21 protein-coding genes are annotated in these 26014 nt (G+C 50.1%); 4 read left to right on the plus strand and 17 right to left on the minus strand.

What is annotated here, in order from left to right:
• Positions 1 to 415 (plus strand): DUF4214 domain-containing protein (locus tag G465_RS14140; protein WP_040399438.1); only part of this gene is annotated, 415 nt, incomplete at its 5' end.
• Between the two features lie 102 nt (positions 416 to 517).
• Here G465_RS14140 and G465_RS16060 read toward each other — a convergent pair.
• From G465_RS16060 to G465_RS0108650, 8 genes are all read right to left on the minus strand, one after another.
• On the minus strand, positions 518 to 1648 hold the full coding sequence (locus G465_RS16060) for a sensor histidine kinase (RefSeq protein ID WP_211213724.1): 1131 nt from the start codon (positions 1646 to 1648) through the stop codon (positions 518 to 520).
• Positions 1617 to 3095: a hypothetical protein gene (locus tag G465_RS16065; RefSeq protein ID WP_211213725.1), complete on the minus strand. Its 1479-nt coding sequence runs from the start codon at positions 3093 to 3095 to the stop codon at positions 1617 to 1619. Before G465_RS16065 ends, G465_RS16060 begins: the two co-directional genes overlap by 32 nt.
• Positions 3092 to 5155: a PAS domain-containing hybrid sensor histidine kinase/response regulator gene (locus G465_RS15095; RefSeq protein WP_022654073.1), complete on the minus strand. Its 2064-nt coding sequence runs from the start codon at positions 5153 to 5155 to the stop codon at positions 3092 to 3094. Before G465_RS15095 ends, G465_RS16065 begins: the two co-directional genes overlap by 4 nt.
• A gap of 73 nt (positions 5156 to 5228) precedes the next feature.
• Positions 5229 to 5705 carry an HD-GYP domain-containing protein gene (locus tag G465_RS16215; protein WP_245556775.1) on the minus strand — a complete coding sequence of 159 codons (477 nt, stop codon included), beginning with the start codon at positions 5703 to 5705 and terminating at the stop codon, positions 5229 to 5231.
• Positions 5689 to 6324 (minus strand): response regulator, encoded by a 636-nt coding sequence (locus G465_RS16220; RefSeq protein WP_245556776.1) that lies wholly within the window; start codon positions 6322 to 6324, stop codon positions 5689 to 5691. Before G465_RS16220 ends, G465_RS16215 begins: the two co-directional genes overlap by 17 nt.
• Positions 6325 to 6352: 28 nt before the next feature.
• Positions 6353 to 7804 carry a response regulator gene (locus tag G465_RS0108640; RefSeq protein ID WP_155846519.1) on the minus strand — a complete coding sequence of 484 codons (1452 nt, stop codon included), beginning with the start codon at positions 7802 to 7804 and terminating at the stop codon, positions 6353 to 6355.
• Positions 7783 to 8748: a histidine kinase dimerization/phospho-acceptor domain-containing protein gene (locus G465_RS16225; RefSeq protein ID WP_022654075.1), complete on the minus strand. Its 966-nt coding sequence runs from the start codon at positions 8746 to 8748 to the stop codon at positions 7783 to 7785. The genes G465_RS0108640 and G465_RS16225 overlap by 22 nt, the downstream gene beginning before the upstream one ends.
• Positions 8749 to 9102: 354 nt before the next feature.
• Positions 9103 to 10584 (minus strand): aminotransferase-like domain-containing protein, encoded by a 1482-nt coding sequence (locus tag G465_RS0108650; RefSeq protein ID WP_245556777.1) that lies wholly within the window; start codon positions 10582 to 10584, stop codon positions 9103 to 9105.
• A gap of 155 nt (positions 10585 to 10739) precedes the next feature.
• Between G465_RS0108650 and G465_RS0108655 the strand changes: the two genes are divergently transcribed.
• Positions 10740 to 11348, plus strand: coding sequence for a LysE family translocator (locus G465_RS0108655; RefSeq protein WP_022654077.1), 609 nt, complete (start codon positions 10740 to 10742; stop codon positions 11346 to 11348).
• Between the two features lie 42 nt (positions 11349 to 11390).
• Here G465_RS0108655 and G465_RS15785 read toward each other — a convergent pair whose 3' ends face one another.
• Genes G465_RS15785 through G465_RS0108680 form a run of 6 tightly spaced genes read right to left on the minus strand, consistent with a single transcriptional unit; the run spans position 11391 to position 18492 of the window.
• Positions 11391 to 11606 (minus strand): hypothetical protein, encoded by a 216-nt coding sequence (locus G465_RS15785; RefSeq protein WP_155846520.1) that lies wholly within the window; start codon positions 11604 to 11606, stop codon positions 11391 to 11393.
• On the minus strand, positions 11576 to 12019 hold the full coding sequence (locus G465_RS14160; protein WP_052165430.1) for an excisionase family DNA-binding protein: 444 nt from the start codon (positions 12017 to 12019) through the stop codon (positions 11576 to 11578). Before G465_RS14160 ends, G465_RS15785 begins: the two co-directional genes overlap by 31 nt.
• The gene (locus G465_RS15100) at positions 12016 to 15039 is read right to left on the minus strand and encodes an ATP-binding protein (RefSeq protein WP_022654078.1); all 3024 of its coding nucleotides are present in this window, start codon (positions 15037 to 15039) and stop codon (positions 12016 to 12018) included. Before G465_RS15100 ends, G465_RS14160 begins: the two co-directional genes overlap by 4 nt.
• Complete coding sequence (locus G465_RS0108670; protein WP_027405320.1) at positions 15040 to 15408, minus strand: response regulator transcription factor; 369 nt, start codon at positions 15406 to 15408, stop codon at positions 15040 to 15042.
• A gap of 12 nt (positions 15409 to 15420) precedes the next feature.
• Positions 15421 to 16548 (minus strand): response regulator, encoded by a 1128-nt coding sequence (locus G465_RS0108675; RefSeq protein WP_022654080.1) that lies wholly within the window; start codon positions 16546 to 16548, stop codon positions 15421 to 15423.
• Positions 16549 to 16584: 36 nt separating this feature from the next.
• A complete protein-coding gene (locus tag G465_RS0108680) occupies positions 16585 to 18492 on the minus strand; it encodes an ATP-binding protein (RefSeq protein WP_022654081.1) in 1908 nt (635 codons plus the stop codon).
• Between the two features lie 1039 nt (positions 18493 to 19531).
• Here G465_RS0108680 and G465_RS0108695 point away from each other — a divergent pair.
• Entirely contained in the window at positions 19532 to 21274 is a 1743-nt protein-coding gene (locus tag G465_RS0108695; RefSeq protein ID WP_022654084.1) for a diguanylate cyclase domain-containing protein, read from the plus strand.
• A gap of 4 nt (positions 21275 to 21278) precedes the next feature.
• Here the strand turns inward: G465_RS0108695 and G465_RS0108700 are convergent, their stop codons facing one another.
• Entirely contained in the window at positions 21279 to 22364 is a 1086-nt protein-coding gene (locus tag G465_RS0108700; protein WP_022654085.1) for a DUF533 domain-containing protein, read from the minus strand.
• Between the two features lie 90 nt (positions 22365 to 22454).
• On the minus strand, positions 22455 to 23294 hold the full coding sequence (gene ppk2, locus G465_RS14170) for a polyphosphate kinase 2 (RefSeq protein ID WP_211213728.1): 840 nt from the start codon (positions 23292 to 23294) through the stop codon (positions 22455 to 22457).
• Between the two features lie 459 nt (positions 23295 to 23753).
• Here ppk2 and G465_RS0108710 point away from each other — a divergent pair, with 459 nt between their 5' ends.
• The gene (locus G465_RS0108710; protein ID WP_022654088.1) at positions 23754 to 25451 is read left to right on the plus strand and encodes a glutamine--tRNA ligase/YqeY domain fusion protein; all 1698 of its coding nucleotides are present in this window, start codon (positions 23754 to 23756) and stop codon (positions 25449 to 25451) included.
• 225 nt (positions 25452 to 25676) lie between these two features.
• Here the strand turns inward: G465_RS0108710 and G465_RS0108715 are convergent.
• Positions 25677 to 26014, minus strand: a 338-nt coding sequence (locus G465_RS0108715) for an RNA-guided endonuclease InsQ/TnpB family protein (protein ID WP_027405321.1), incomplete at its 5' end; no start/stop codon positions are given.

Here is a 26014-nt window from a genome sequence, read left to right on the forward strand (position 1 = left end):
GGAATCCATTGCCTTCGATAACGGCGACATCCTTCACCTGACTCATAACGGCGTAGAAGCCACACTAGCACGGTTGTTCCAAACCTTCCTCAACCGTGATGCATCAGTCAGTGAATGGCAACTCGGCAAACAAGCCGCCACCGACTATCAGGCCGGTCGCCTGTCGGCGGACGTGGTCTTTACTTGGTTCCAAGCCCATAACAGCAGCTTGGCGAAGATGGACAACACCACCTATGTTCAGACCTTGTACCAAAATACCTACGGTCGCCAAGCCAATACCACCGAGCTCAACGGTCATTTAGCGGAGTTGCAAAACAACACCCTCGATCGTAACGGCCTCGCTGTCAAACTCGCCGCCAGCAGCGAAGCCATTACCGCCATTGGAACGGTGATGCAGTTTGATGGCTGGGTGTAAATAGCTAGGTTGTTGTAACGTGTTGTTGAACTGGGGCGCACTGCGGTGCGCCCCAGTGACCCTATCAGATCGTATCAGTGGGCTACGGACTGTCAAATAGACTTAGGCTTTAACGGGGACAACACATTTTGCTTCAATCGGTAACCGCAGCTCAAAACACGAGCCTTCGCCTACCACGGAGCGCACCAACACCACATTGCCGCCCATCAACCAGGCCAATTCTCGTGCTAGTGCCAAGCCAAGCCCGCTACCGCCTTGGTCACGGGTGGTGAAGTTGGCGTTTTGGCGGAATTTCTCGAAGATTTTTTCATGTTCCGCTTCCGGAATCCCCGGACCGGTGTCTTCAACCCGAATATGAAGTTCATGCTCATCGCAGTTAACATACACTTGCACTTCGCCGTGACGGGTAAATTTCACCGCATTATTTAACAGGTGGTTAAACACTTGCTGTACCCGAATCGGGTCACCTTCCCATTGCTCTGGCAAATTGCTGTCAATATGCAGCGTAAGCGGCAGTGATTTTTCTGCTGCCAATGCTTGATTCAAGCCAATCACATCACGCAAGGCCGGTAGCAATGGGAAACGGCAATGGTCTAACACCATATTGCCGGATTCAATTTTGGCAAGGTCTAACACATCATTAACCAGCGACAGTAAATGCTTACCGCTTTGATAAACGGTGTCGGCATATTCATAGGTTTCATCATTGGCGGCATCCATCCGCAGCAACTCAGCAAAACCTAGAATGCCATTCAGCGGGGTACGCAGTTCATGCGACATACGCGCAAGGAAATCGCTTTTCATGCGGTTGGCTTCTTCGGCTTGTGCCCGCGCTTCTTCCACCCGTTCAAAAGACTCCTCAACACTGTGCGCCATGCGGTTCATCGAATCATTCAAGCGCCCCAGTTCATCATTCGACCCTTTCGGGAAACGGAAACCAAATTCACCACTTTCGATGCGGTACAAACCGCTAATCAAATCAGTGATCCGCCGTGTCAGCATCGAGGCCAGCCAAATCGCAATCGCCACCACCACAATCACCATGATCATGGTCGAGACCGACAAGCTAAAGGCGGTGCGTTGTAAGGAATGGTCGATAAGATCGCTGATTTCTTGCTGTCGCTGCTTCATCTTGCTGGCAAACTCACTGACACGCTCATTCATCTGCGCCGCAGTTTGTTTCGCTGGTTCTTGGAATTCGTCAATATTGGCACCGATGGTCACATAAACCACGCAAGGTATTACCATAGTGGCCGGTGTAATAAGGAATGGTCGCGGCAGTGGTCAGCTTCCATACCCCAGTCCATAGAATCAAGAACGACCCCGAACCGCCAAATTGGGTTAGGTCATGCCACCCTTGGCACTGTGGGGCAAAATTAAGATAGCGACACTCCAAACCGACAGTGCCAGCCTTATTTAACGCTTTGGCTGGTTTCTTATTGCGGGTTTGCTGATCGAAAATCGGGACGTTTTTCAGATACTCACGCAACGGCAAGCCACTCTTTTGCCAACCTTCGTATAACGAGGCTTCTAACCACGGTGTGGCATATTCACCGGTATTGGGATCAAAACCCACGATGGAATGATGACGAGGATGGGCGACAGAGCGATCTTGATAATCCCAAATAAAGGCATAGTTACCGCTGGCAGGATCGGCAATTTGTCCGTAGCGTTGGTCATTCGGCAATAAATGATCGGTAAAGCTCAGAATGTGGCGGTGATCGAGGGCTAAGGTAACATACCCCACCACTTTGCCGTTTTTCTCAACCGGTGTTGCCCAACGGATAATGCCCTGAAAACGCTTACCCAGTGGGTTTTCTTTACCGGCATAGGCTTCTTGTTGGGGCTCAAAGGGAATGCCGGCGGTTGCGGCTTTTTCTGGGGTAAAGGTCCCAATCACCCGTGACGGCACATACGGCCCAATCACATCCGACACATAGATTTCACCGGGCTTCAGTTTTTGTAACTCGGCAAAATAGTTCTCTGCCTTGGCATAGGTATTTTCTTTTTTCGAGACATCACGCAACTCTTTTGGCAGTACATCGGTTGCCGAGACTTTGATGCGCTCTTGCCCTGTTAAATCGACAAAGGTGATTTCGTGATACAGCGGCACTAATTTTTCGCGTAACACAGTTTCAGGTGGGCGATAGTGAAAGTCTTGTTTGTTTTCTTCGTTGGTCGCGTGAACTTGGCGCTCGGTCCAATTCTGCAGCGGCACTACCGGCTCCCAGCCCTTACCATCAGCGGTCAGCTTCCATTCGCCACTGTCCACCACACCACGCAACTGTTGTTGAATAAAGCGTTGATAATGCTCAGTGTCTTGCTCCATTTTGGCAACAAACAGAATATCTTGGTCGCGGTCGTAGAGAAAATCGGCTACCGCACGCGCCGTGTCGGTGGTCAGCCGTTCTAATTCTTCCCGCGCCCGATTATTCAGGGCTTTCTCGGCTTCTTTCGAGAAAGTTTTTCCCATATCCTCGACGGTTTTCGCCACTTCTGCGGTTAAGGTGTCGGATTGCTCATTCATGTTTTTGCCGAGATGGGTCACCCCCTCCCATGCCACCAAGGCCAATAAGACCAAGGGAATGACTTTAATCAGCACAAACAGGAAAATCAGTTTTGCGCGAATGCCCCAATGATGAAAAAAAGCCAAAAGGGTTTTTTGCTCTGTTGTGCTCATAATTGCCGCCCTAACCAACGAACTAAAGTGGCTTGTAAAGTAGCCAAGGTAAATGGTTTTGCTAAATGATCGTCCATGCCGACATCTAAACAGCGTTGGATGTCTTCTGGCATGGCATTGGCGGTGAGTGCCAAAATCGGGGTTTGTGCAGCTACCGCACCGGCCTCACCGGCGCGGATACGTTCGGTGGCTTCAAAGCCATCCATCACCGGCATCTGACAATCCATCAAAATCAATTGATAGTCATGCAGGGACAAGGCATCGAGGGCTTCTTTACCGTTGTTGGCAAGATCGACATGCAGATCTTGTTTTTTCAACATCGCCACGGCCAGCTTCTGGTTAATCAAATTGTCTTCTACCAACAAGACTCGCCCGACCAACTCTGTTTTCTGTTTTGCCGCCCGTCCCGTTTCTGGATGCGTGTCTTCAACAGGTAACGGCAAACTGATTTCAAACCAAAACTCCGAACCTTGGCCTTGGACGCTGTTCACCCCGATAGAGCCACCCATCATCGCAATCAAACGCTTGCTGATCGACAAACCAAGACCCGTGCCACCGAATTTGCGCGAGGGCGAGGTATCGACTTGTGAGAACGGTTGGAACAGACGTGCCACGCCTTCAGGGCTGATACCGATGCCGGTGTCACGAATGGCAAACCGCATCTGACAAGCGTCTTGTGCCACCTTCAGAATTGCCACTTGTAAGGTCACTTCGCCGACTTCAGTGAATTTAATGGCATTTCCCAACAGGTTGATCAACACCTGTTTAATTCTTCCGGCATCGCCACACACCACTCGCGGCAGTGCCAAATCGACTTGCAGTGCCAGTTGGATACCCTTGGCGCGGGCTGATACATTCATCAACCCAATACAGCCATTTAATAAGTCATGTAATTTGAACGGATGAGCATCTAATTCGAGCTTGCCGGCTTCGATTTTTGAGAAGTCGAGAATGTCGTTAATGATGGTCAGCAGTGATTCGGCGCTGCTGCGAATGGTCTCAGCAAAATCGCGTTGTTCCTCATTCAGTTCTGAATCGAGCAATAAGCTAGTCATGCCAATTACCCCATTCATTGGGGTACGGATTTCATGACTCATATTGGCTAAAAATTCGCTCTTGGCGCGGCTGGCACGTTCGGCATGCAGTTTGGCGTTTAATAATGCCTGTTCCGCCTCTTTACGGGCGGTGATGTCAGCAAAGCTGCCAACCATCCGCAACGGCGTGCCATCGGCACCACGCTCCACCACATCACCACGGTCTAACACCCAAATCACCTGTCCGTCTTTGCGGCGCATACGGTGTTCGTGGTGATAACTACCACCGCCTTGCAAACAGGCTGCGATGGCTCGTTGAATGTCTGGCTGTTCTTCTGGTAGTAAACAGCGGGTAAAGTCTTCGACCGTACCGGAGAGCTCGTCACGCCGATAGCCTAAAATATCAAACCAACGTGGGTTATGTTTCAGGGCATTGGTGGTCAAATCCCAATCCCACACCCCTTCTCCCGTGGCGTCAAGGGCATAGCGCAGGCGGCGTTCACTTTCTTCGATTTTGATTTGCGCCATCCGAATGTCGGTGATGTCATGAGCAATTACCAAAATCTGTGGCCGGCCATCTTCATCTAAGAAGGGTTTTTTAATTGAGCGAAAAAAGCGCCGCTCGCCAGTTTCATCATCGGTCGATTCTTCAAACACCACCTCGGTTTCGCCACGCGCCATGATGCTCAACACATTCTGGCGGAAAAATTCGGCCTGCTCGGGGGTCGCACTGAAATCGCCATCATCTTTGCCCACCATCTCATCTGGCGTGGTGCCATAGAAATCTGCGAGGGGCCGATTGCACAGCAAAAATTTGGCGTTATGGTCTTTGAGAACAATAAAATCGGGACTTTCGTCCAACACTGTCCGTAATAAACGGCGTTGGGTGCGTAAATCGATTTCAGTTTGGCGTAATTTTTCCGCCAAGGCCCGCGCCGCTGCCAGCTGAGCGCGTTGTTCAGTAATGGTTTGTTCGAGCTCGGCAATTTTATCTAGGGCAGCTTGGTGGTGTTCGACCGATGTCATTTACAAATTCTCTTATTCAACTCATATTTTTTGACCGATAGGCGTAAATCACTTCGGTCTACAACTGCTTCAGCTATGCCGGTTTCAGTACACTGAGTTCAACCATCGGTGGCGTATCTTCATCATCTTGGAACTGATTGCGGATATCTAACACCTGATCCCACACCGAGAAGAAGGCATCGACACAACGCGGATCAAAATGACGACCGGATTCATCACGCAATAACTGGCAAGCACGATCAAGCGGCCAAGCCGGTTTATAAGGTCGTGCCGAGGTCAGTGCATCGAACACATCGGCCACCGCCACAATGCGGCCAGAAAGAGCAATGTCTTCCCCTCTCAGGCCATTAGGATAGCCACTGCCATCAAATTTTTCGTGATGATGCAGCGCAATCTCAGCCCCCATTTGCAATAAGCGCGAATGGCTGCCATGCAGCAAATCATGACCAATTTGGGCGTGGGTACGCATAATGACCATTTCATCATCATTTAACCGCCCAGGTTTTAATAAAATGCGGTCTGGAATGCCCAATTTACCGACCGACATCATGCATCGGTGCTGCGCGCAACAGTAACTCGCATTGCTCCTCCGGCAGTGCCAAGGCTTTGGCAATCAAACGGGTATAGTGCGCCATCCGTTGAATATGGCCGCCGGTTTCTGGGTCGCGGTATTCGGCGGCGCGGGTGAGGCGGATGATGGTTTCCATCTCACGGTCAACCAATTGCCGTGTGGCCTTGCGCACTTCTTCGGCCAGCCATTGATTGCGATCTTTTAACCGCAGGTGTTGTTGCCGTAGTTTCAACAAGTTGGTCAGACGCGGTTGTAACTCGAGAGGATCAACCGGCTTATTCAAAAAGTCGGTGATGCCAGCGGCCAAAGCGCGATGGCGAATGTCGCGGTCTTGGGCGGCGGTAATCATCACCACCGGTACATCCATTGCCCCTGGTTGGCGGCGAAAACGGGCAACCAACTCCAATCCGTCTAAACCTGGCATCATATAATCTACCAACAACAAATCTGGCAGATTGTGTTGGCATGCCGTCAAAGCCTCAAAAGGATCAAGGAAAGAATGAATTTCTAAACCTTGGCTGACCGCAGGCAACAAGCCACACAGCTTTTCAAACAAAACCAAATTGATTTGGTTATCGTCAACGATATAAAGCAGCATCTTGTTATGCTCCTGCAGTCTTGGCGCATCAGCCACTGGTTTGGTTTAAAGCGGCGCGGGTTTCCGGCACTACCGTGCTGACCCACGACCAACAATCGGCAATCGAGCCTTGTGCATTTTGATGGCCGCGTCCTGCTAATTCCAGCTGACCCAAAGCTGCTGCCATGCGGTCGAGTCCCAAATTGGCCGCCGAGCCTTTTAGGTTATGCGCTAACTCAACCAAGCCGGTAGAAGCGTCTTGTTGTGCGAGCGCGGCCAATTGCGCCCATTTGCTATCCACATCAGCCCATAAATCTTCTAATAGCTGTAGTCGCACCTCCTCTCCCAACAGCTCATCAAGCTCTTGCATACTGCTGGTATTGAGCAGCGGGCTATTCAATACAATTTCGGGCAATGCGAACGAGGACACAGGTTTAGCCTCCACAGGAGAAGATTGAGATAAAGAAGATAATGGGTCTGCCTCAGCCACCGGTTCAACCGGCTCGGCATCCGCCACGAGGGGTTCTTGTAAGCGTGTTTGCCAATGGCGCAAACAGTTTGCCACGGCTGAAATATCCACCGGTTTCGCCAGAAAATCGTTCATTCCGGCTGCCATACAGGCACGACGGTCTTCGCTCATCGCATTGGCAGTCAGGGCAATTACCGGCAAATTGGCATTAATACCGCCACTGCTACGCAAAGCACGAGTCGCACTTAACCCATCCATGCGCGGCATGTGCATATCCATCAACACCACATCGTAACGCTGACGAGCGAGATACTCCAACGCTTCCACCCCATCTTGTGCTACCTCGGGCTCATGACCGAGTCGGCGCAAGATGCTGCTAATCACCTGCTGATTCACCGCATTATCTTCCACTACCAAGATACGCAATGGGGTATCCGTCACAGGGGTAGGGGAAAGTGGCGAGGACAAGGGCCGCTGTAAAGTCGGGTGGTTTTCGGGCAGTAAGGTCAGCAATTGATCGAGTAACACGCTGTGTACCAGCGGATCGGTGTTCATGCTGATAATGGCTTCTTGCTGCGGCACCTCACTGCGTAAAGCAGGATTGTCTAATAACAGCAATAGCGCAGGCACATGCGCTTTAGGATGGCTTTGCATCAGCGTACGAATATCGAGTGCATTGATGCCGGGTAGCGGATGGCGGGCAATCATCACATCCACTGGATGGTGATGTTCGCCATTGGCGCCCACAGAATGTTCACGCCAATCGGTTAAGGCCTCGACGGTTTGACTAAACAACGAGGTCTGCGCCCCCCAATGGGTTAATAGGCGCGCAATTTCACTGCGTACCGTTTCATTGGGTTCAATCAACAACACATTTAAGCCGGCCAGAGGGCGTTGCTGGGTGGTGATTGCTGATTGGCCTGGGCGCACTTGCAATGGCAGCTCAAACCAAAACACACTGCCTACCCCTAATTGGCTTTCTAGGCCAATGGTTCCACCCATGCGTTCAACTAAACGCTGGCAAATTGCCAAGCCCAATCCAGTCCCACCATAGCGGAGTCTGCTTGGGTAAACATGGTGAATAAGCGTGATTGCACTTCCGAAGCAATGCCAATCCCCGTATCACGGACATTGACCCGCAGACGACCAAATAAACCCGCTTCTTCTAAAGTATCGCTAATGGTGTCGGGAAGGTCTGACATCGCTGCCGTTGGCAGGCTTTGCCAGTAGATTTCGATGGTGACCGTCCCTCGTTCGGTAAATTTGACCGCATTACCCACCAGATTGAGCAACACTTGACGCAAACGGCCTTCATCCGCCAACACATAGTCAAAACCTCGGGTGTCGAGACTGAGCATCAACGACACGGGTTTACCGACCAAGCGCGTCGCCATCAGGCTTTTCACCCCTTCTGCGAGTTGTGGTAAATCACAAGGTGAAATTTCGAGTTCTAGCCGCCCCGCTTCCATTTTTGAAATGTCGAGAATGTCGTTGATGATCGACAACAGAGCATGGCTAGAGGCATCGATGGTGCGGGCGAAGTAGGTTTGTTCGGGGTCGAGCCGCGTTTGTAACAACAGGCTGCTCATCCCAATAATGCCATTGAGTGGGGTACGAATTTCGTGGCTCATCGTCGCCAAGAATTCGCTTTTAGCACGATTCGCCCCTTGTGCCTCATCGCGGGCACGCTCAAGGTCTTTTTGTAAGGAAATCGCATCGGTCACATCTCGCACAATACCCCGATAGCCTTCAAAAGCGCCCTGCTCACTGAATACCGGTACCCCACTGATCGAAAGATAACGTGGTGCTACCCCCGGTGCTGCTTTGAGGCGATAAGTAAAATTACGGAAGGGTAAATGCGCGTTTAGCGTGGCAATATGCTGTTCTAAATCGCCGGGCTGAATTTCTTGTGAAACATCGACAATTTGATCGCGACGTTTTCCTAATAAGGCCAAGGGATCAATCCCTTGTTTCACAATGCCTTCGGAAAAATAGATAAACCGATGTTGTTGGTCGGTTTCCCAAAACCAGTCAGCCGCAATTTCTGCTAATTGTCGTGCTTGGCTGGCTTCAAGCGACAGCGTGCCTTCTTCATTGCAAGATGCATTGACATTGATTGTGTGCGCTCATTACACGCCCTCATCCATCGCACGGCAGGCAAAGTCAGAAAACAGACTGAACATGGAAACAGCTTTCGTATCGAAAAACGGTTCAAGACAGGAGGATAACAACAGATTACCCTAACAATCAATCTAAAATCACAATTAAGTATTAAAAACGATTTGATTCTATACTTATTGCCATAAATCTTGTATTTCTCAATCGCCTGTTTAACCTAATTGTTTATTGGTTAATTCCCCTAATTGTAACAGCGCTTTTATATGACGTTCACTAAAAGGGTAACAACCTGATAACCTTATATGACGATTGTAACGCCCGGATGGTGAATAGAGCGTGCCAGGCATGATAGAAATTTTATGTTGCAGGGCTTGGCGGAATAATAAGGCACTGTCACATCCCTCCGGCAATTCCACCCACAATAAAAATCCCCCTTGTGGCGCAGTAGCACGCGTCCCAACGGGAAAATGATCGGCTAACAAACCACGCAGGCGGTCTAGCTGTGCTGCATACAAGCGGCGCAAACGCCGTAAGTGCTGTTCATATCCGCCCATTTGTAAGAATAGCCCAGTGGCTTCGGCTAACAATGCCGGTTGTGCTACCGAAGAACAGAATTTCAAATCAGCAACATCACGACTAAACCGCCCTGCCTCAATCCAACCAATCCGAAAACCAGGGGCCAAGGTTTTGGTATAAGACGCACACACTAACACCCAACCATCGCGGTCAAATGCCTTGACTGCTGGCGCCAACGGCATATCAAACTGCAATTCCGCGTATAAAGCATCTTCAATCAGCGGCACCCGATAGTCATTGACCAAACGCGCTAAACGTTGCTTGGCCGCCAGTGGCATACAACAGCCCAAGGGGTTATGGACATTCGGCATCGCCACAATTGCTTGCAGGCGTTTTTCTTGTAATAACAGCTCAACGGCATCGACTGCCAACCCTGTTTCTGGATGGGTGGGGATTTCCACCGCTTTCAAACCCAGCCGGTCAAGCAGTGGCAACAGATTAAAGTAAGTCGGCGACTCTAAACCGACGGTATCCCCTGGACGAGTAACGGCACGCAGCGCCAGTTGTAACGCCTCCATGCAACCATTGGTAAGGCAAATTTGTGCAGGGTCTAATTCCATCCCCAAACTGTGAGCATGGCGGCAGATTTCTTGACGCAATAACAACGGGCCCGGTGGCAGGCAATAATCAGTCAATAACTCCGGTTTACGTCGTGTTAACTCGTGTACCAATTTGCCCAATTTTGCACCTGGGTAAAAGTCGCCCCCTTTTGGACAGGCCAAAGACAAATCAATATGGTCTTGCCGTTGGTTGGCGGCTAACACCGCCGCAATTTGATTTAACACCACTAAATCAGCTGGCTGCGCTTCGCTCTCGGGCACTGTCGCCGTTGGCAGCGGTGGCGCGGCCAGTTGTGCCCGCACATAGTAGCCTGACTGGGGGCGGGCTTCGATAAGGCCACGGCTTTCTAAGTGGCGATATGCCGCCAATACGGTATTCAAACTGACCTGACGCTGTTTTGCTGCTTCACGCACCGAGGCCAAGCGTGCCCCAGCCGGCAAACGACCATCTTGCATCGCGGCGCGTAATGCCTCTGCCAACATCAAGTAACGCGGCATCTCGGTTGGTGATTCGTGAGTTGAACTCACGACAAAAGGAAGGTTGTCTGATCTATCCATCTCGTTCTCTATCACAGTTCATCAGCACTGCAAGGGTTACAGTGTGTTTTTTACATCACTGTAACCAGTATAAAATTTTATTTTTGCCACTGTAACCATAACAGCAAACTCGTTATCGTAGTATCTCCGAATCATTCACAGCACGAGGTGACATCATGATGTTAGACATTCCTTTAATGACCTATGTGGCCAGTTTATCGGTAACCCCGGGGCCGAATAATTTGATGTTGGCAGCCAGTGGCGTCAATTTTGGCTTCCGCCGTACTTTGCCGCATATGCTTGGTATCAGCATCGGCCATGCGGTACAGGTGGCGTTGGTGGCGTTGGCCTTGAGTTGGATCATGCAATGGTTGGAGGCGGTGCGCTTGCCGTTGATGGTCGTTGGATGTAGTTATCTGTTGTGGTTGGCATGGAAACAAGCCCATGCCGATCGGCCCGATCATCGGGGCAGCCAGCAACCCTTAGGCTTTTTAGGGGCAGCTGCATTTCAATGGGTCAACCCAAAAGCGTGGATGATGGTCTTGAATGTGGCGATTTTGTTTTTGCCTGCCGATAGCCACGCTGGTGATGCCTTGTTATTAGGTCTGTTTTGTGCGGTGGTGAATTTCCCCTGCATTGCGCTGTGGGCATGGACTGGCGATGCATTGCGGCGGTGGATGCACCAACCGTGGGTATTGCGCAGTTTTAACTACAGTATGGCGCTGTTATTAGCGGTAACTGCGGTCTATCTGTTAGTTGATGAATGGCGGCATGTGATGGCGTAAAACCATCCCCCCCTGTAGGTACTTGCAGGGGGGGAGACCAAATCAATCGATATAGTCGATATCATCCGCCAACATCACTGGGTCTTTGTCGCTGGCTTGTTGCAACCAATCGGACAAGGCAGCAAAGTCCACCGGTTTGGCAAACACCCGTACCCGCGCCGGAACACCGCCCTCGGCTTCGATGGCATGGCTTTCCATCCCCGTTACCGCCGCCACATGCAAATGCGCTAATTCTGGCCGCGAGCTGGCCGCGAGCACAGATAACGCAGCAGCGCAAAACCATTTAAGTCGGGCATCCGCAGGTCGGAAATCAGAAAGTCGGGCTGAAAACGGCCAATCGCTAACAAGGCATCAAAACCCGAGGCCGCTTCAAAAAACTGTGCTTCCGGTAACATCAAGCTGAGTTTGATACGATAGAGCTTCATCATCGCAATATCGTCTTCCACCAACAAAATACGCTTGTGCCCCGTACCAGGAGGGGGGTTGCCTTGGGCGCGGCAGAGTTGTTCCACCGCTTCTACGCTGACCCGTCTATGACCGCCTTGTGTTTTCCACGCCGGCAAGCGGCCACTTTCGACCCAAAGCTGTACTGTTCGCAACGACACCCCAAGCCGTTCAGCGGCCTCACGCGTTGTGCAATGTGGCTGGTCAGGCGTCAGTCCATGTGTCATCTTGTTTCCCCTATGAGTGGCAGATACACGGTCACCGTAGTACCGGTGCCAAAACGGCTGTCTACAGTGACATATCCACCATGCAGTTCAATAATTTCTTTCACCACGCTCATCCCCAAACCCGTGCCGGGGATTTTTCCAGAGCTATCTGCGCGATAAAACCGTTCAAAAACACGTGCCAGCTGTTCGCTGGTCATGCCAATCCCTTGATCGCTGACTTGGATGGCGCACAGGTGGGGCTGTTCTGCCACCTCGGCCGACAAGACCAAACGAATTTCACCGCCATTGGGTGAATATTTATAGGCATTGGACAATACATTGTTAAAAGCCTGCCGCAATTTACCGCTATCGGCATGCACCAATACCGGTTGGGACGGAAATTCGACCACCACCGAGCGATCATCACCCGGCATCTTCAGGCCATTGACGGTATCACACAGCAAGTCATTCAAAGACAAAGTTTGTAAGCGGAAATCTTTCCCCCGCCGCGCTTCAATCCGCGCCAAGTCGAGCAGTTCATTGATAATTTGCACCAATAAACCCGATTGCTCATAAATCGTGGTCAACAAATCGCGCCGTGTTTGCTCATCAAATTCATTGTGCAGTAACAACTCAGCAAAACCATAGACGCTGGCCATCGGCGTGCGCAATTCATGGGCCGCAGTGGAAAGAAATTCGCTTTTCAGTCGTTCAACTTCAACCTCTGCAGTCACATCACGAAAATACAGCAACACGTTCACCGAGTCGTTACTACTTTCCGAAATGCCAACTTCAATAATCGCCTTACGCGGCCAACGTAATTCAAATAACTCGCGGCTCTCGCGGCCTTCACGAGGGCCATCACCACTGCTATTCAAGCGTGCGCGCAATGAGGCCAGACCACGATACGGGGCTTCGGGGGCACAACGGTCTTGCAGGGCCGCATCAAACTGCGCCGGTGATAATCCAATCAAGACCGTTTCACTTAAGCCGGTGAGACGTTCAAAGGTTGGACTGACATAGCGCAACACCCCTTGGCTATCAAACGAGACAAAGCCATCGGGGCTCATGCGGAAAATTGCTTGCAGTTGTTTGGTACGTTCTTGCAAGCGCAGTTCTGCCATCCGCCGCTCAGTAATATTTAAGTGCGTGCCGCTAATTCGCAGCGCACGACCATTGCCATCGCGTTCCGACACCTTACCCGAGGCTAAAATCCACAACCAACGGCCATCCCGATGGCGCATCCGCACTTCGGATTCAAAGTCGGGCGCATGACCATCTAAATGGGCATGTAATAGGCTGCGTACCACCAAAGCATCATCCGGATGACATAAGGCACACCAGCGCGTTAGGTTGAGTGGGTCGAGTTCTTTGACCTCATACCCCAACATCCCCGCCCACAAATGGTTAATCGCCATCCGGTCATGCAGCACATCCCATTCCCACAAACCAATCGTGGCACCGCGCACCGCCAACTCTAAACGCTGTTCACTGGCTGATAGCGCATGTTCGGCACGCTCACGCGCTTGGTCGGCATGACATGCATCAATAATGCCCGCCAAACTGGCTAACAGAGGTTCGAGTAAATCGATGTGGTGGTTTTCATAACCTCCTTCTCGATTCGCTAATCCCAACACCCCCAACACCTTGCCACCAACCGCCAATGGTAAACCCAAAAAGTTGCTCAGTTTTGCTTCGGCAAGCTCTTCCACTGGCGGTAAAGTGGGAAGGTTAGACACCACCGGACGACCTTGGGTAATCACCCGTTGCAACGCTTCATCAAGACTCAGAAAACCTCGTTGTGGCTGATAATGCTCACCATACAAATAACTGTTGTTGCCTTGGGTTGCTGTCGAGGCCAAGGCATAGTGGCATAAGGTCGGTTGCCCCTGCTCATCGTCGCGCACCTCGGCAATTAAACCGACTTCACTTTCTAATAATGGCAATAAACGCTGTAACAGCTGATGTAATAACACCGGCAACGGCACATTGGCGATTTTTTGCGCTTGGCTCTCAGTGATCAAATCACTGACTTCAAACTGTCGCCGCAACGAGCTTTCGCGCTCACGCAGGATCACCGTACGTTGTTGAATTTTGTATTCCTGTGCTTCCTGTGTCGCCTGTAAACGATCCATCATGGCATTAAAGACTCGGGCAAGACGTTGATACTCGGCAAACCCTGTTTGGGTAGGCAGACGCTGTTGTAATTGTCCGGTACGGGTAATGTGCTGTGCTGCATCGCTCAAATGCACTAATGGATGCATCAAGCGTCTGCCCGCGATATAACAAGCAGTCAACACCCCAGCCAATAACAAAATCACAATTGCAATTTGCAAGCGAAACAAAACAAACAGCTCTTGCCATGCGTGTTGCGTCGAGACGCTCGATACCAGCGACAGATGCAGTTGATCTAACGGCCACGCCAAATTCAATGGTGTACGAATCTGCTCGGCATGAGAGGCAATCGAACCTACTAACCGTTGCCCTTGCTCGGACACAATGGCATGTTGCACATCATCAAAATCTTGTACCAACAGATATTGCATGGGAATTTCCAGCTGCAACACGGCTGCCGGCCCCGAACGGCTTGCTAAATGCACCGGTCGGGCAATCAATGCTGTCCACTCTAAAGGTTCTTTGCGCAAAACCGCCAACATTTGCCCATGTTCCCATACCGAAGCAAGCTGATAGGGGTCGGGGCCCAAGGGACGATTGGAAAACAGCGACAACCGACTGTGCAAAATCGGGTCATCCACCTTGGCAATAAACTCATTACGATCTTGTAATGGTCGCCCCTCGGCAATTAAGGCATTGAGCCCAGAGGAAGCAGCCAAGGTGTCGAGTTGCATCAGTGCCGCATGAAAGCGCAATTCGATATTTTTGGCTGTTTGTATCGATTCATGCTCTAGCTTGGCTTGCAGATGGCCGATAATCCAACGCTGCATAAAAGCAGAGGACAACCCAGCCACCGCAATTGCCGTCAAGAGCGAAATCGCAGCGGCAGCCCACAATAGCCGAGGCAATAAAGACGGATTGGACATTTAGCGATAGTGCTCACGCAGAAAAGCCAACAGTTTTAACGGACTGAACGGTTTTGGGAAATAGGCATCAGCCCCCACCGCCATCCCGCTTTCAATATCGCTGGCCTGACCGCGTGCCGTCACCATCACCACGCCAGTATGAGCCAGCGCAGGGTCTTTTTTGATTTGGCGACAGACTTCAATCCCGTCAAACTCCCCCGGCATCATGACGTCCAAAATCACCACCTGTGGCCGTTGTTCGCGCACCAATTTCAGCGCACCTGCGCCGTCTTCTGCTTCAAGCACGTCGTATTCTTGGCATAAAGACAACCGCAGTAATTTACGCAAATTGGCTTGATCGTCCACAATCAACACTATCGGTTTATTCAAGGCCAGCTCCGATCAACAGTTTAAGGTGCGGTCGAGTTGTGCAATCAGTTGTTGCAACACAGTTTCGACTTCTAATTCCCGATTTTGTAAATCTTCCACCGAGAAACGCGCATGGTCGATCACTTCTTTAAGGGCATGTTCTTGGGTTTCTTTGAGATCAAAACAATGAATGATGGTCTCTAAACTATGCGTCATTTCTTGCAAAATGTTTTTGCTGTTCTCGCGTTGTTGTTCTAGCTCATCACGCAAGCGTTGTGAGAGGCCAAGCAAGCTGCTGCGTGTTTCCAATAACTGGCGTTGCTGTTGCAATGCAGTATAAACATAATCCAAACTTGCCACGCGTAAACTCATGCCTTCGGCAATTTGTGCAACATGGTCGCGCAATCTACCATGTCTTTCTTCGTCCAGTGGCATGTCTTTGATCAAAATGGTGACCGAGGGATAGTTAAATACCGCCCGTTGCCGAAATTCAAAAATCCGGTCCATCGTTTTGGCGTGTTGCAAAATCTCTTGCTCGATCGGAATGGGCTCTCCGCCATGACTATTTAGATAGCGCCCACGACAGGAATTCACCTCGATAATCGCTTGTAAGCCAAATTGAGCCAGCGCATCTAAACCACATTGAATTAACTGGGTTTCGTCCTGACAACTGGCGGCATCGCGCATCAAGCCCAACACCACACCGGTTTCTCCCAAGGCAGTCATCACCGAGAAAGTGGTTTGATTGGCCTGCAGCGCATCTAAACGCGCCTGTCGCCGTGCACTTGCCAGTGAGGACAGATTGGTCACTTTGTAGTGCAAATCAGCCATCTCAACCGGCTTAATAAAGTAATCATCGGCACCGCAGTTATAGGCTTCCAGACGATCGGGCAGGCTGTCGCGGGCTGAGAGAATCAAAATTGCCATATCTTCTAATTCAGGATCTGTACGCAAGTGGCGGCACAGCTCATAGCCATTCATCCCAGGTAGGTCTAAATCTAAAATGGCGACAGTAGGTTTTTCTTCTGATTCAATTTGTTGTAGCTGCGATAAAGCGGACTCGGCATCAGGATAAGCGCCAACTTGATACTCCCCTTCAAACACCGCTTGCACCCATTCCAATTGAAACGGATCATCATCGACATGCAGTAATTTTTCCATGATAAAACTCTCAAATCGTCGTATAGAAATCAGCACTTAGGCGCTGGCAAAATCTTGTTCTGCCATATCCGCCGCTGTTCGATTGACGGCAGACAAAGCATCACACAACTGCAACACCCGATGGCGCAACATATCCTCTGGCAGGGTTTGCAGCGCCACCCCTTCAAATTGGCTGGCAATTCGATGTAACTCCACCGCCCCGATTGAACCAGCAGCACCGCGTAAACGATGGGCAATGCGCGATATCTCTAAGTAATCTTGCTGCTGCAAGGCTTCTAAGAGTCGCTCAACACTGTGTTGATGATGGCTAGCAAACAAGGCAATCATCCGCCGTGCCAAGGGTAATTTACCGCCGCTAAAGCGCAATGCCTCACCTAAATTGATCGCCTCAACCATCCCTTGTTTCATCTGGCGAGGGGCGACTGCGATAGGCGGTGGCGTCGGCACATGTGGGTGTTCAAGACAATGGCGCAGTTGCAACGGTGTAAACGGTTTTGGCAGAAAAGCGCAGGCACCCGCCGCAAACGCCGCTTCTTTTTCTTTTTGTTCAGGATTCGCCGTGCATAACACCACATGCGGCACTGTTCCTGTCGCAAAGCGCGTTAGCCAATGTGGTAGGCGCGGCAGGCTGTCACCGTCGGGTAAATGGCGATCGAGGAAAATCCAATCGGGGGCAAAGTGTGATAACACTGCCTCGGCCTGTGCCAATGAGGCAACCGCTTGGCAATCGGCACCTTCTTCCGTTAACCAATGGCACAACAACTCACGCAATACCATTTGATCTTCAACCACCAACACCGTTTTGCCATGCAAAATCGGCGTACTGCGGGTGGGGGTATGTGACGGTGGCGGTACATCTCCGCGCAATTTCGCTGCCAGCACAGGAAAATCCAAGGGTTTTTCTAAACGACCATCCACTGCCACCAAGCTGTCATCCCATTGCCGTCCAGGGTGAGTGATGACATACAGCCGGCTATTCATATCAGCATGGTGTCGCAGCAGCATACAGGACTCTTCCAAAGCGGCAGCGGAACGGCCATCGGCCAGAAAAACATAGTTTAATTCCGCCCGTAGATGGGGCATTTCATCCAATAGCGTAATCGCTTCTTGGATATTGCTCACCCCAATCGAGGCAATGTGGAGATGGTCTAACATGACCGCCAACAAGGCGCGACCGACTTTGTTTTCGTCAATAATCAGCGCATTACCGGCTAAGCGTGGGATAGATTCAAACACATGCTCACCACTGACCAAGGTCAATGGCAAAATCACAGTAAAAGTAGAACCTAGGCCTGGGCGACTGCTGACGGTAATTTTACCTTCCATCGCCTTGACCAAACTGTCAGTAATTGCCATCCCCAAGCCGCTGCCACCAAAGCGAGTCACAATGCCCTCGCCTTGAGAGAAATCTTGAAACAAACGGGCACATTGCGCTTCGTCCATGCCAATCCCACTGTCACGCACCCGAATTTGCAATAAAGGCCGGCCAGCCCGATCACAAATCACGCCCAGTTCAAGCAATACCCAACCCTTTTCGGTGAATTTAATGGCATTGCTAACCAAATTAGTGACGATTTGCGTCAAACGGAGTGGATCTGCCACGATCCTGCGCGGCACATCCACGGCCACGTCAAATAAAATCCCCCGCGCCACGGCTAACGGTACACAGATGGCCCGCAAATTATTGAGCAGCTCGGTCACATCAATCGGCACCGGTTCTAAACGCAAAGCGCCACTATCAATGCGGCCTGCGTCCAATAAATCATTCACCAGCTCTAACAGATTGTGGCCTGTCCGCTGCATTTTGCTGACTAAATCAGCCTGTTGCGCATTTAACGGCGTTTGGCTGAGTAAATCAGTCAGGCCCAACAAGGCACTGAGCGGTGTGCGCAGTTCATGTGTCAGACGAGAAAAGAAAACTTGGGAAGAGCGTTGTGGGTTCATGGCAGAGACTTTGAACTATACCAAAATCGGTAAAAGATTAACGCAAAGCAGCAAAAAATGGGTTTTTGTTACCATATTTATCAATATATTAGAAAATTACGACTTTTTTCAATAGCAACAGAATGCAGCGCATTCATTAGATGCGAAAAAATAAAAACAAAAGCATAAACAGAAACCTCATCTGTATTTCAAAAAACAAAAAAATGCCATTCAACTGAAAATATCTTCCGACAAAATCATACAAGCAATTGAATTATGACTTGAAAATAAAATTTAATGACATATTGTTTATATCACGAAACGTTAGGCAGAGATTAACCATTGGCATTTTATCATTTGACCTACATCAATCAACAATTAAATTTTTCTTGATTGCATTAAAATTGTTTCTGCCAAAATTCTCATTTAATCTGAAAATTCAGCAGCAATATCAGTTCATGGTAATAAAAGTGCTTTTTTCAAAAAAAACAAGTTCAAGAAAAGCGAAAAATTTCGGGAAAATGTTAGAAAGCAGGGTGTTTTCTAAAAAAATGCAAGGAAGAATCAGAGGGAGGCGAGGGAAAAAATGAAATAAACGACAAAGAAGGGAAAAATAGAAAGACAGGACATCAGCCAGAAGCGTGGCAAAATTGCCACGCTTCTGGCTGATAGCTACGGTTGGTCGAGCAGCACATCTGTTGTGAAATAGAGGGATAAAAGCTGCATCACATGCAGGTGCAGTGTCTGTTTTCTACTACTTGTCGGAATATTCTTAAACATCCCATTGCAATGAAGCGATGGGATGTTGTTCTTTCTCTTCCCCGTTGCATTTCGTTCCTGTAGCGAAATTCAGACAAAAACATCTAATTCATCAAAAAATCCGGCTAAATTTTGCTTTTCCGCAAAAATAGTTTTGTTCATATTGATTGAGCAAAACAACCACGTCTTTAGCAATTAAATTTCATTTTTCAGCCAATCCGCTACAATGCCGTCGCTGATCTAGTACAAATTTTCAACGACTTAGTCTTGACAAGTCGCTGTTCGGTTAGGAAGTCATGGAATGCCTGTCTTAACGTGGTTATTACTTGGCACGGTACTGTGTTCGCTGCTTGGGATGTGGTTGCTGTTTCACTGTTGGCGACAGCGTGGGCGAATCTTGCAGTGGCTTGATGCCTGCCCAGAAGCGGTATTGGTTATTGGGCGAGACGGCAAAATTCGCTATGCCAATCATCTGGCTTGTGAGCTCAGCGGTGGGCTCAATACCAACGAGCTCATAGGACGCTCGCTGGCCGATTTTATTCCCCATTACGGCGAGGGACATGGGCCAGTATGGGAAGCTTTGTTTTTTGCAGGGGAGAACCGCGCCCATGGCAGTTTGGGTATCAAAACCTGGTTTAATCAACAACAGCACAGTTGTGAAGTACATATCCAAGCCACCTCGCTACCGGAACGCAAGGCGGTAGTATTTTTATTGCGGCCAGCCAATCAAGAGCTATTTCCCCACCCACAGCGCTATTTAGCAGAAAAACTATTGCAGACAGCTGAACAAGATGCAGGGATTGGCTCGTGGGTGTTGCACACGGACAGTGGTAAATTGGACTGGAGCGTCACGGTTCATGAGATATTTGGCACTGATCCCGATAGTTTTCAGCCTACTGAAGAACGCTATTTTGCCTGTGTTCATCCACAAGACCGCTTACGGGTGCGGCAAGAGCTCGATCATTACATGGCATTGGGACAGCCCTTTGATGTGGAATATCGGATTGTTCGTCCCGATGGCAGTATTCGTCATTTATTAGAACGTAACCATGTCCATTACTGTCATGATGGGGTAATTGACTATTTATTTGGTACGGTCATTGATATGACCCAACAAAAGCAGTTGCAGGAACAACTACAACTGTCACAGCTGGCTGTCGAGCATTGTTCTGAAGGGATTGCTCTGAGCGATGACAAGTTACATTGGCTATCGTTGAACCCCGCTTTGTGTCAGATGTTGGGACAAAATGACTGGCCGGCAGATCAGCCCTTGCCATTACAGCAACAGCAGACGTTGTTAACTCAATTTGAACTGCAAAATTTACTGGCAGGCGAATCGCATTGGCAGGGCGAGTTGACCTTGCATGTCCCTCACCGCCAACCCTGTGCCGTGTGGTGTTCTGCGACACGGGTGGTAGATAAACAGCAGGTGGTACGTTGGGTGTGGATTTTCACCGATATTCGGCGCATTAAAGAAGTCGAAGCGCGTCTGCATAACTTGGCTTTCCACGATACTCTCACAGGCCTAGCAAATCGCAGTTTGTTCAATGAACAACTACGACAAGTGATGCAACAGGCTCGTGAACAACAGACACAACTGGCAATTGCCTTTATTGATTTGAATGGCTTTAAAAAAATTAATGACTTATTGGGTCATGAAGCGGGGGATGATGTGTTATGTGAAGTAGCACATCGTTTACAACAGGCCTGCCGTAAACAAGATTTGGTCTGTCGGTGGGGTGGGGATGAGTTTGCCTTATTACTGCCGCAGTGCGAATTGGGACCAGTGTTAGACGAACTATTGTCGCAACTGCAAAGCAGCGTGGCGGTGTTGCGGCAACATCAGGGACGGTTATTACCCGTTACCGCTAGCATGGGGGTGGCGTTATATCCTGACAGTGCCCAAACAGCAGAAGCGTTAATGAAGCGCGCCGATGAAGCGATGTATCGTGCCAAGGGTGAATCAGGGCGGCGGATCTGGATTGATGATGGCCGACAACTGACCACCTTAACTCCAACCGCCTATCCCCTGCCACAGTCTTAAGCGATTAGAGCAATTGTTTGCCGCGCACCAAATCCATCACTTGGCTGGGGTTGAGGCCTTGGGCGCGTTGTTGAATCTGTGGTAACGATTGTGCCTGTAGCTGTTTCGCTGAACCTAACAGCCCTTGGAAGCTCTCGCGCAAGGTTGCACTATTCATCGTTCGGCCACCGGCGTAATAACGTCGCGCTAACTGACCCATTGCATAGGTGGTGGCAAAGGAAAACGCCATGCCGGTGGCGGCATTGCCGACTTTTTTGCCAGTTTTCCCTCCCACTTTGCCAAATAAACCGCCTAATAATTTGCGGCCAAATTGCTCAACATATTGTGAGGTTAAGCCCACGCCGATGGTGGCTAACCATTCTTTGATATGGCCGCTATCCAGCTCATAACCATAATGTTTGCCGATTTGATGCACCATTTTCATTTGTAGAGGAATAATTGCCATTGATGCCCATGACTGCGGCAATAATTCCAGCGCACCATTGAGCAAAGAATAATTCATCACGGTGCGGTCTAACTGTGCTTCGGTCACATTGGCAGGTCGTAAACCCGTATTTGCAGTTGGGGCAGGTGTCGGATACTGCGGCGTTGGGCTGGGCGACATGGCAGCAGCAGCAATACCACCGGCAGCGGCACCCGCAGCTAGACCCGCAAATAACCCTAAGCCTGAGCTGGGGGTAGGACTAGGGGCAGGGGGGGCGGTGTGTGTCCAAGACTGGGTAAAGGCGGCGCTTTGTTGTTCGAATGACTGGGTTTGTTGGCTATCGAGTTGTAACAAACTGCGTAGTTGTTGCAGGAATTGTTGTTCTGCGGCGGTGCGTAAACCATCGGCATCACAAATACACACAGCCATTTCATAAGCAAATTGGCGATGTGTGACATCATGCAATAGCGCGGCGACCTGTGGTAGGGAAACCCGTTTGAATAACACATCTTGATACAGGCGGCTTAATTCGGCTTGTTGGTTGACATGCCCTAAGCTATCGGCGATTTGCCGAATCTGCTCCCGTTCACGGTCATCGTTATTGCCATCGGCAAAAGCGGCAAACAGGGCAATCGTCAACACGGCTTGTTGTTGCTGTAGTTCCACAGGTCTTTCCTTTCTTGGCGTACCGACAGAAAAACGGCGTGTTACCTAAACAGGACACGCCGTTATCGACAATCGGGGCAAAAGCAAAAATTAGAAGCTGGTCATAGCATTTTCTTCTTTGCTCAATACCGTTGCTGCCGCACCCACTAACAGAGGATCGGGCGCGCATGCCACTTTAGGATTTTTATCCGGATAGGGCAGAGAATGTAAGAAGTAGCGCATACAGTTAATGCGGGCGCGTTTCTTATCATCCGACTTAATCACAATCCACGGTGCATCGGCGGTATCGGTGTGGAAGAACATGGTTTGCTTGGCACGGGTGTAGTCATCCCAACGATCGAGCGATTGCACATCGATAGGCGATAGTTTCCAGTGCTTTAATGGATCGTCACGGCGAGAAATAAAGCGGCGCATCTGTTCTTCGCGGCTGACCGAGAACCAGAACTTAAACAGATGAATATGGCTGTTGACCAGCATCCGTTCTAACTCTGGCACTTGACGCAAAAACTCCAAATATTCTTGAGGGGTACAAAACCCCATCACACGCTCTACCCCAGCACGGTTGTACCAACTGCGGTCGAACATCACGATTTCACCGGCAGTCGGCAAGTGTTGGATATAGCGTTGGAAATACCACTGACCACGCTCAACATCACTCGGTTTTTCCAAGGCCACCACCCGTGCAGCACGCGGGTTGAGGTGTTCCATAAAGCGTTTAATGGTGCCACCTTTACCAGCGGCATCACGGCCTTCGAACAAACCAACAATTTTTTGTCCGCTCTCGCGTACCCAGCTTTGTACCTTCAGCAACTCAATTTGCAATTCGCGTTTGAGTTTCTCGTACTCGCGGCGCTGCATCCGTGTTTTATAAGGGTAGTCGTCTGGTAAAGGCGCACTGTTGCTGTCTTCGTCGGTACCATGTGGCGCCATAGCAAAACGCGCCGAGGGGGCGATAATGGTATTGGCAACAGCAGTTTCTTGCGAGGCCACAGGGGGTTCGGTTGGCTTAGTTTGGTTTAACGTTTTTGGCGTATTGGTTTTACGCGGACGCGCCGCCGGTGCTTCGGGTGTCACTTCAATCGCAGCACTCGCATTCGGCGCAGATGTTGGCTCAACAACGGGGGTCTCTTTAGCAGGGCTTTCACTCATAGACAAATCTCCTTAGAAAAGCAGGTTGTTGATCAACCAAAAATGAAATGAAGCAGAAATGACAAAAAGATAGTATGCTTTCTTTTCCCATCTGTCGATAGTTTATGCACAGATTTTCTCGCCAACGGCATTTTTTTGTTTTTTTTCTTAACATTAGTGCGCAAAGCTACCGCGCAATGAAAAGGCTTGCGGTAAAATCAGCCTCCATTGTTTGTTGTCTAATAGGATGTTTGAACCCTGATGAGCCACGATCACACCCCTACCGCAATGCCCTCTCACTTTATCCGCCAAATTATCGAAGCGGATTTGACTTCGGGCAAACATCAGCAGATTGTGACGCGTTTTCCGCCAGAGCCAAATGGCTATCTGCATGTTGGCCATGCTAAATCTATCTGTCTGAATTTTGGCTTGGCAGAGGATTATCAGGGCAAATGTAATCTACGGATGGATGATACCAACCCTGAGAAAGAGTCAGACGAGTATGTCCAATCGATCAAAGAAAGCGTACGCTGGTTAGGCTTTGATTGGGATGGCGAGGTACGCTATGCCTCGGACTATTTCCCAGCACTATACGACTATGCGGTTGAGTTAATCCGTGCTGGCAAAGCCTTTGTTTGTGACTTAACTGCCGAGGAAATGCGTGCCTATCGTGGCAGCTTGACCGAACCCGGCAAGGAAAGCCCGTACCGCAATCGCAGCGTTGAGGAAAACCTCGATCTGTTCACCCGCATGAAAAACGGTGAGTTTCCCGACGGCAGCAAAACCTTGCGCCTGAAAATCGACATGAGCTCGGGCAATGTCAATTTGCGCGACCCAGTGATTTATCGTATCCGCCGCGCCCATCATCACCGCACGGGCGACCAGTGGTGTATCTACCCAATGTATGACTACACCCACTGTATTTCTGATGCGTTAGAAGGTATTACCCATTCCATCTGTACCTTGGAATTTGAAGACCATCGGCCCCTGTACGATTGGGTGTTGGATAACATCACCATTCCCTGCCATCCGCGCCAATACGAGTTTTCCCGTTTAGAGTTGTTATATGCGCTGACGTCAAAACGCAAACTGAACGCCTTGGTCACCGAAGGCAAAGTCACGGGGTGGGACGATCCCCGTATGCCAACGATTGAGGGCATGCGGCGACGTGGCTACAGTCCGGCAGGGATTCGCCTGTTTGCACAGCGGATTGGTGTGTCCAAAAGTGAAAACATCATTGATATGAGTGTGTTGGAAGGCGCGGTGCGTGAGACTTTAGAAGGTGAAGCACCACGGGTGATGGCAGTGTTAGATCCAATTAAAGTCACATTAACCAATTTCACCGATGGCGTCACCAGCAGCCGTAGTGCCCCCTTCCACCCTCACCACCCAGAATTTGGTGAGCGCGATGTGCCGATTAGCCGTGAAATCTACATTGAGCGCGATGACTTTGCCGAGGTACCACCACCAAAATGGCAACGCTTAACCTTGGGTGGCGAAGTCCGCTTACGCTATAGCTATGTCATCAAGTGTGATGAAGTGATTAAAGATGACACAGGCCGTGTGATTGAGCTGAAATGCTCGATCGACCACGATACCTTAGGACAAAACCCTGTCGGTCGTAAGGTAAAAGGCGTGATTCATTGGATTTCTGCTGCACATGCGGTTGAAGCTGAGGTACGTTTGTACGATCGTTTATTCACCGTCCCGCGTCCCGATGCGGTGCGAGGTGAAGATGGCGAGTACGTTGATTTTATGCAGTTCTTAAACCCTGCCTCATTAAAAATCATCACCGGTTATGTGGAGTCTGCTGTTAGCAGCGCAGCAGCAGAAACCCGTTATCAGTTTGAACGTATCGGTTATTTCATCACCGACCGCTACGATCACCAAACGGGACAGAAAATTGTCTTTAATCGTACCGTGGGGCTAAAAGATACTTGGGCAGCACAATCTGCTTAAAGCAACACAATACCCAAAAAACAGCTTTGCCGTTTGTGCCTGATATCCCCCGCCATGAATGGCGAGGTTTTACGGTACGAGGGGGAAAAGGGCGAACCGGTCGGTTCGCCCTTTTTTTGTGCTTGATCAAGCTAAGAACCAGATTTTTTTGTCCAAGCTCAGTTAGATGTGCTACCGCAACATTGACATCCTCCCCGGCCTGAAGGCCGGAGATTCCTACGGCGCTCAAGCGCGGCATTGAGCCGCATCTGAGTCGCTTCGGTGGGTTCCTGCTGCTGGCGGCATTGCTGCACCGCTCACTTCACAGGCGAACCGGGCGTGTCCCGCCCTTAAAACATTGATCGCGCCGACCAGATCGGCGTTTTCCTCGAAACCGCACTTGACGCACGCAAACTGTGCCTGCGTCTTGCGGTTGTCCGCCGACACATGGCCGCAGCACGGACAAGTGCGGCTGGTGTTCTGGGGTGGCACGGCGACCAGCCAGCCGCCGTTCCATGCCAGCTTGTAGTCCAGTTGGCGACGGAACTCGCCCCAGCCTTGGTCGAGGATGGATTTATTCAGAC

Origin of the sequence: Aquaspirillum serpens DSM 68 (genome assembly GCF_000420525.1) — a bacterium.
Lineage (GTDB): Bacteria > Pseudomonadota > Gammaproteobacteria > Burkholderiales > Aquaspirillaceae > Aquaspirillum > Aquaspirillum serpens.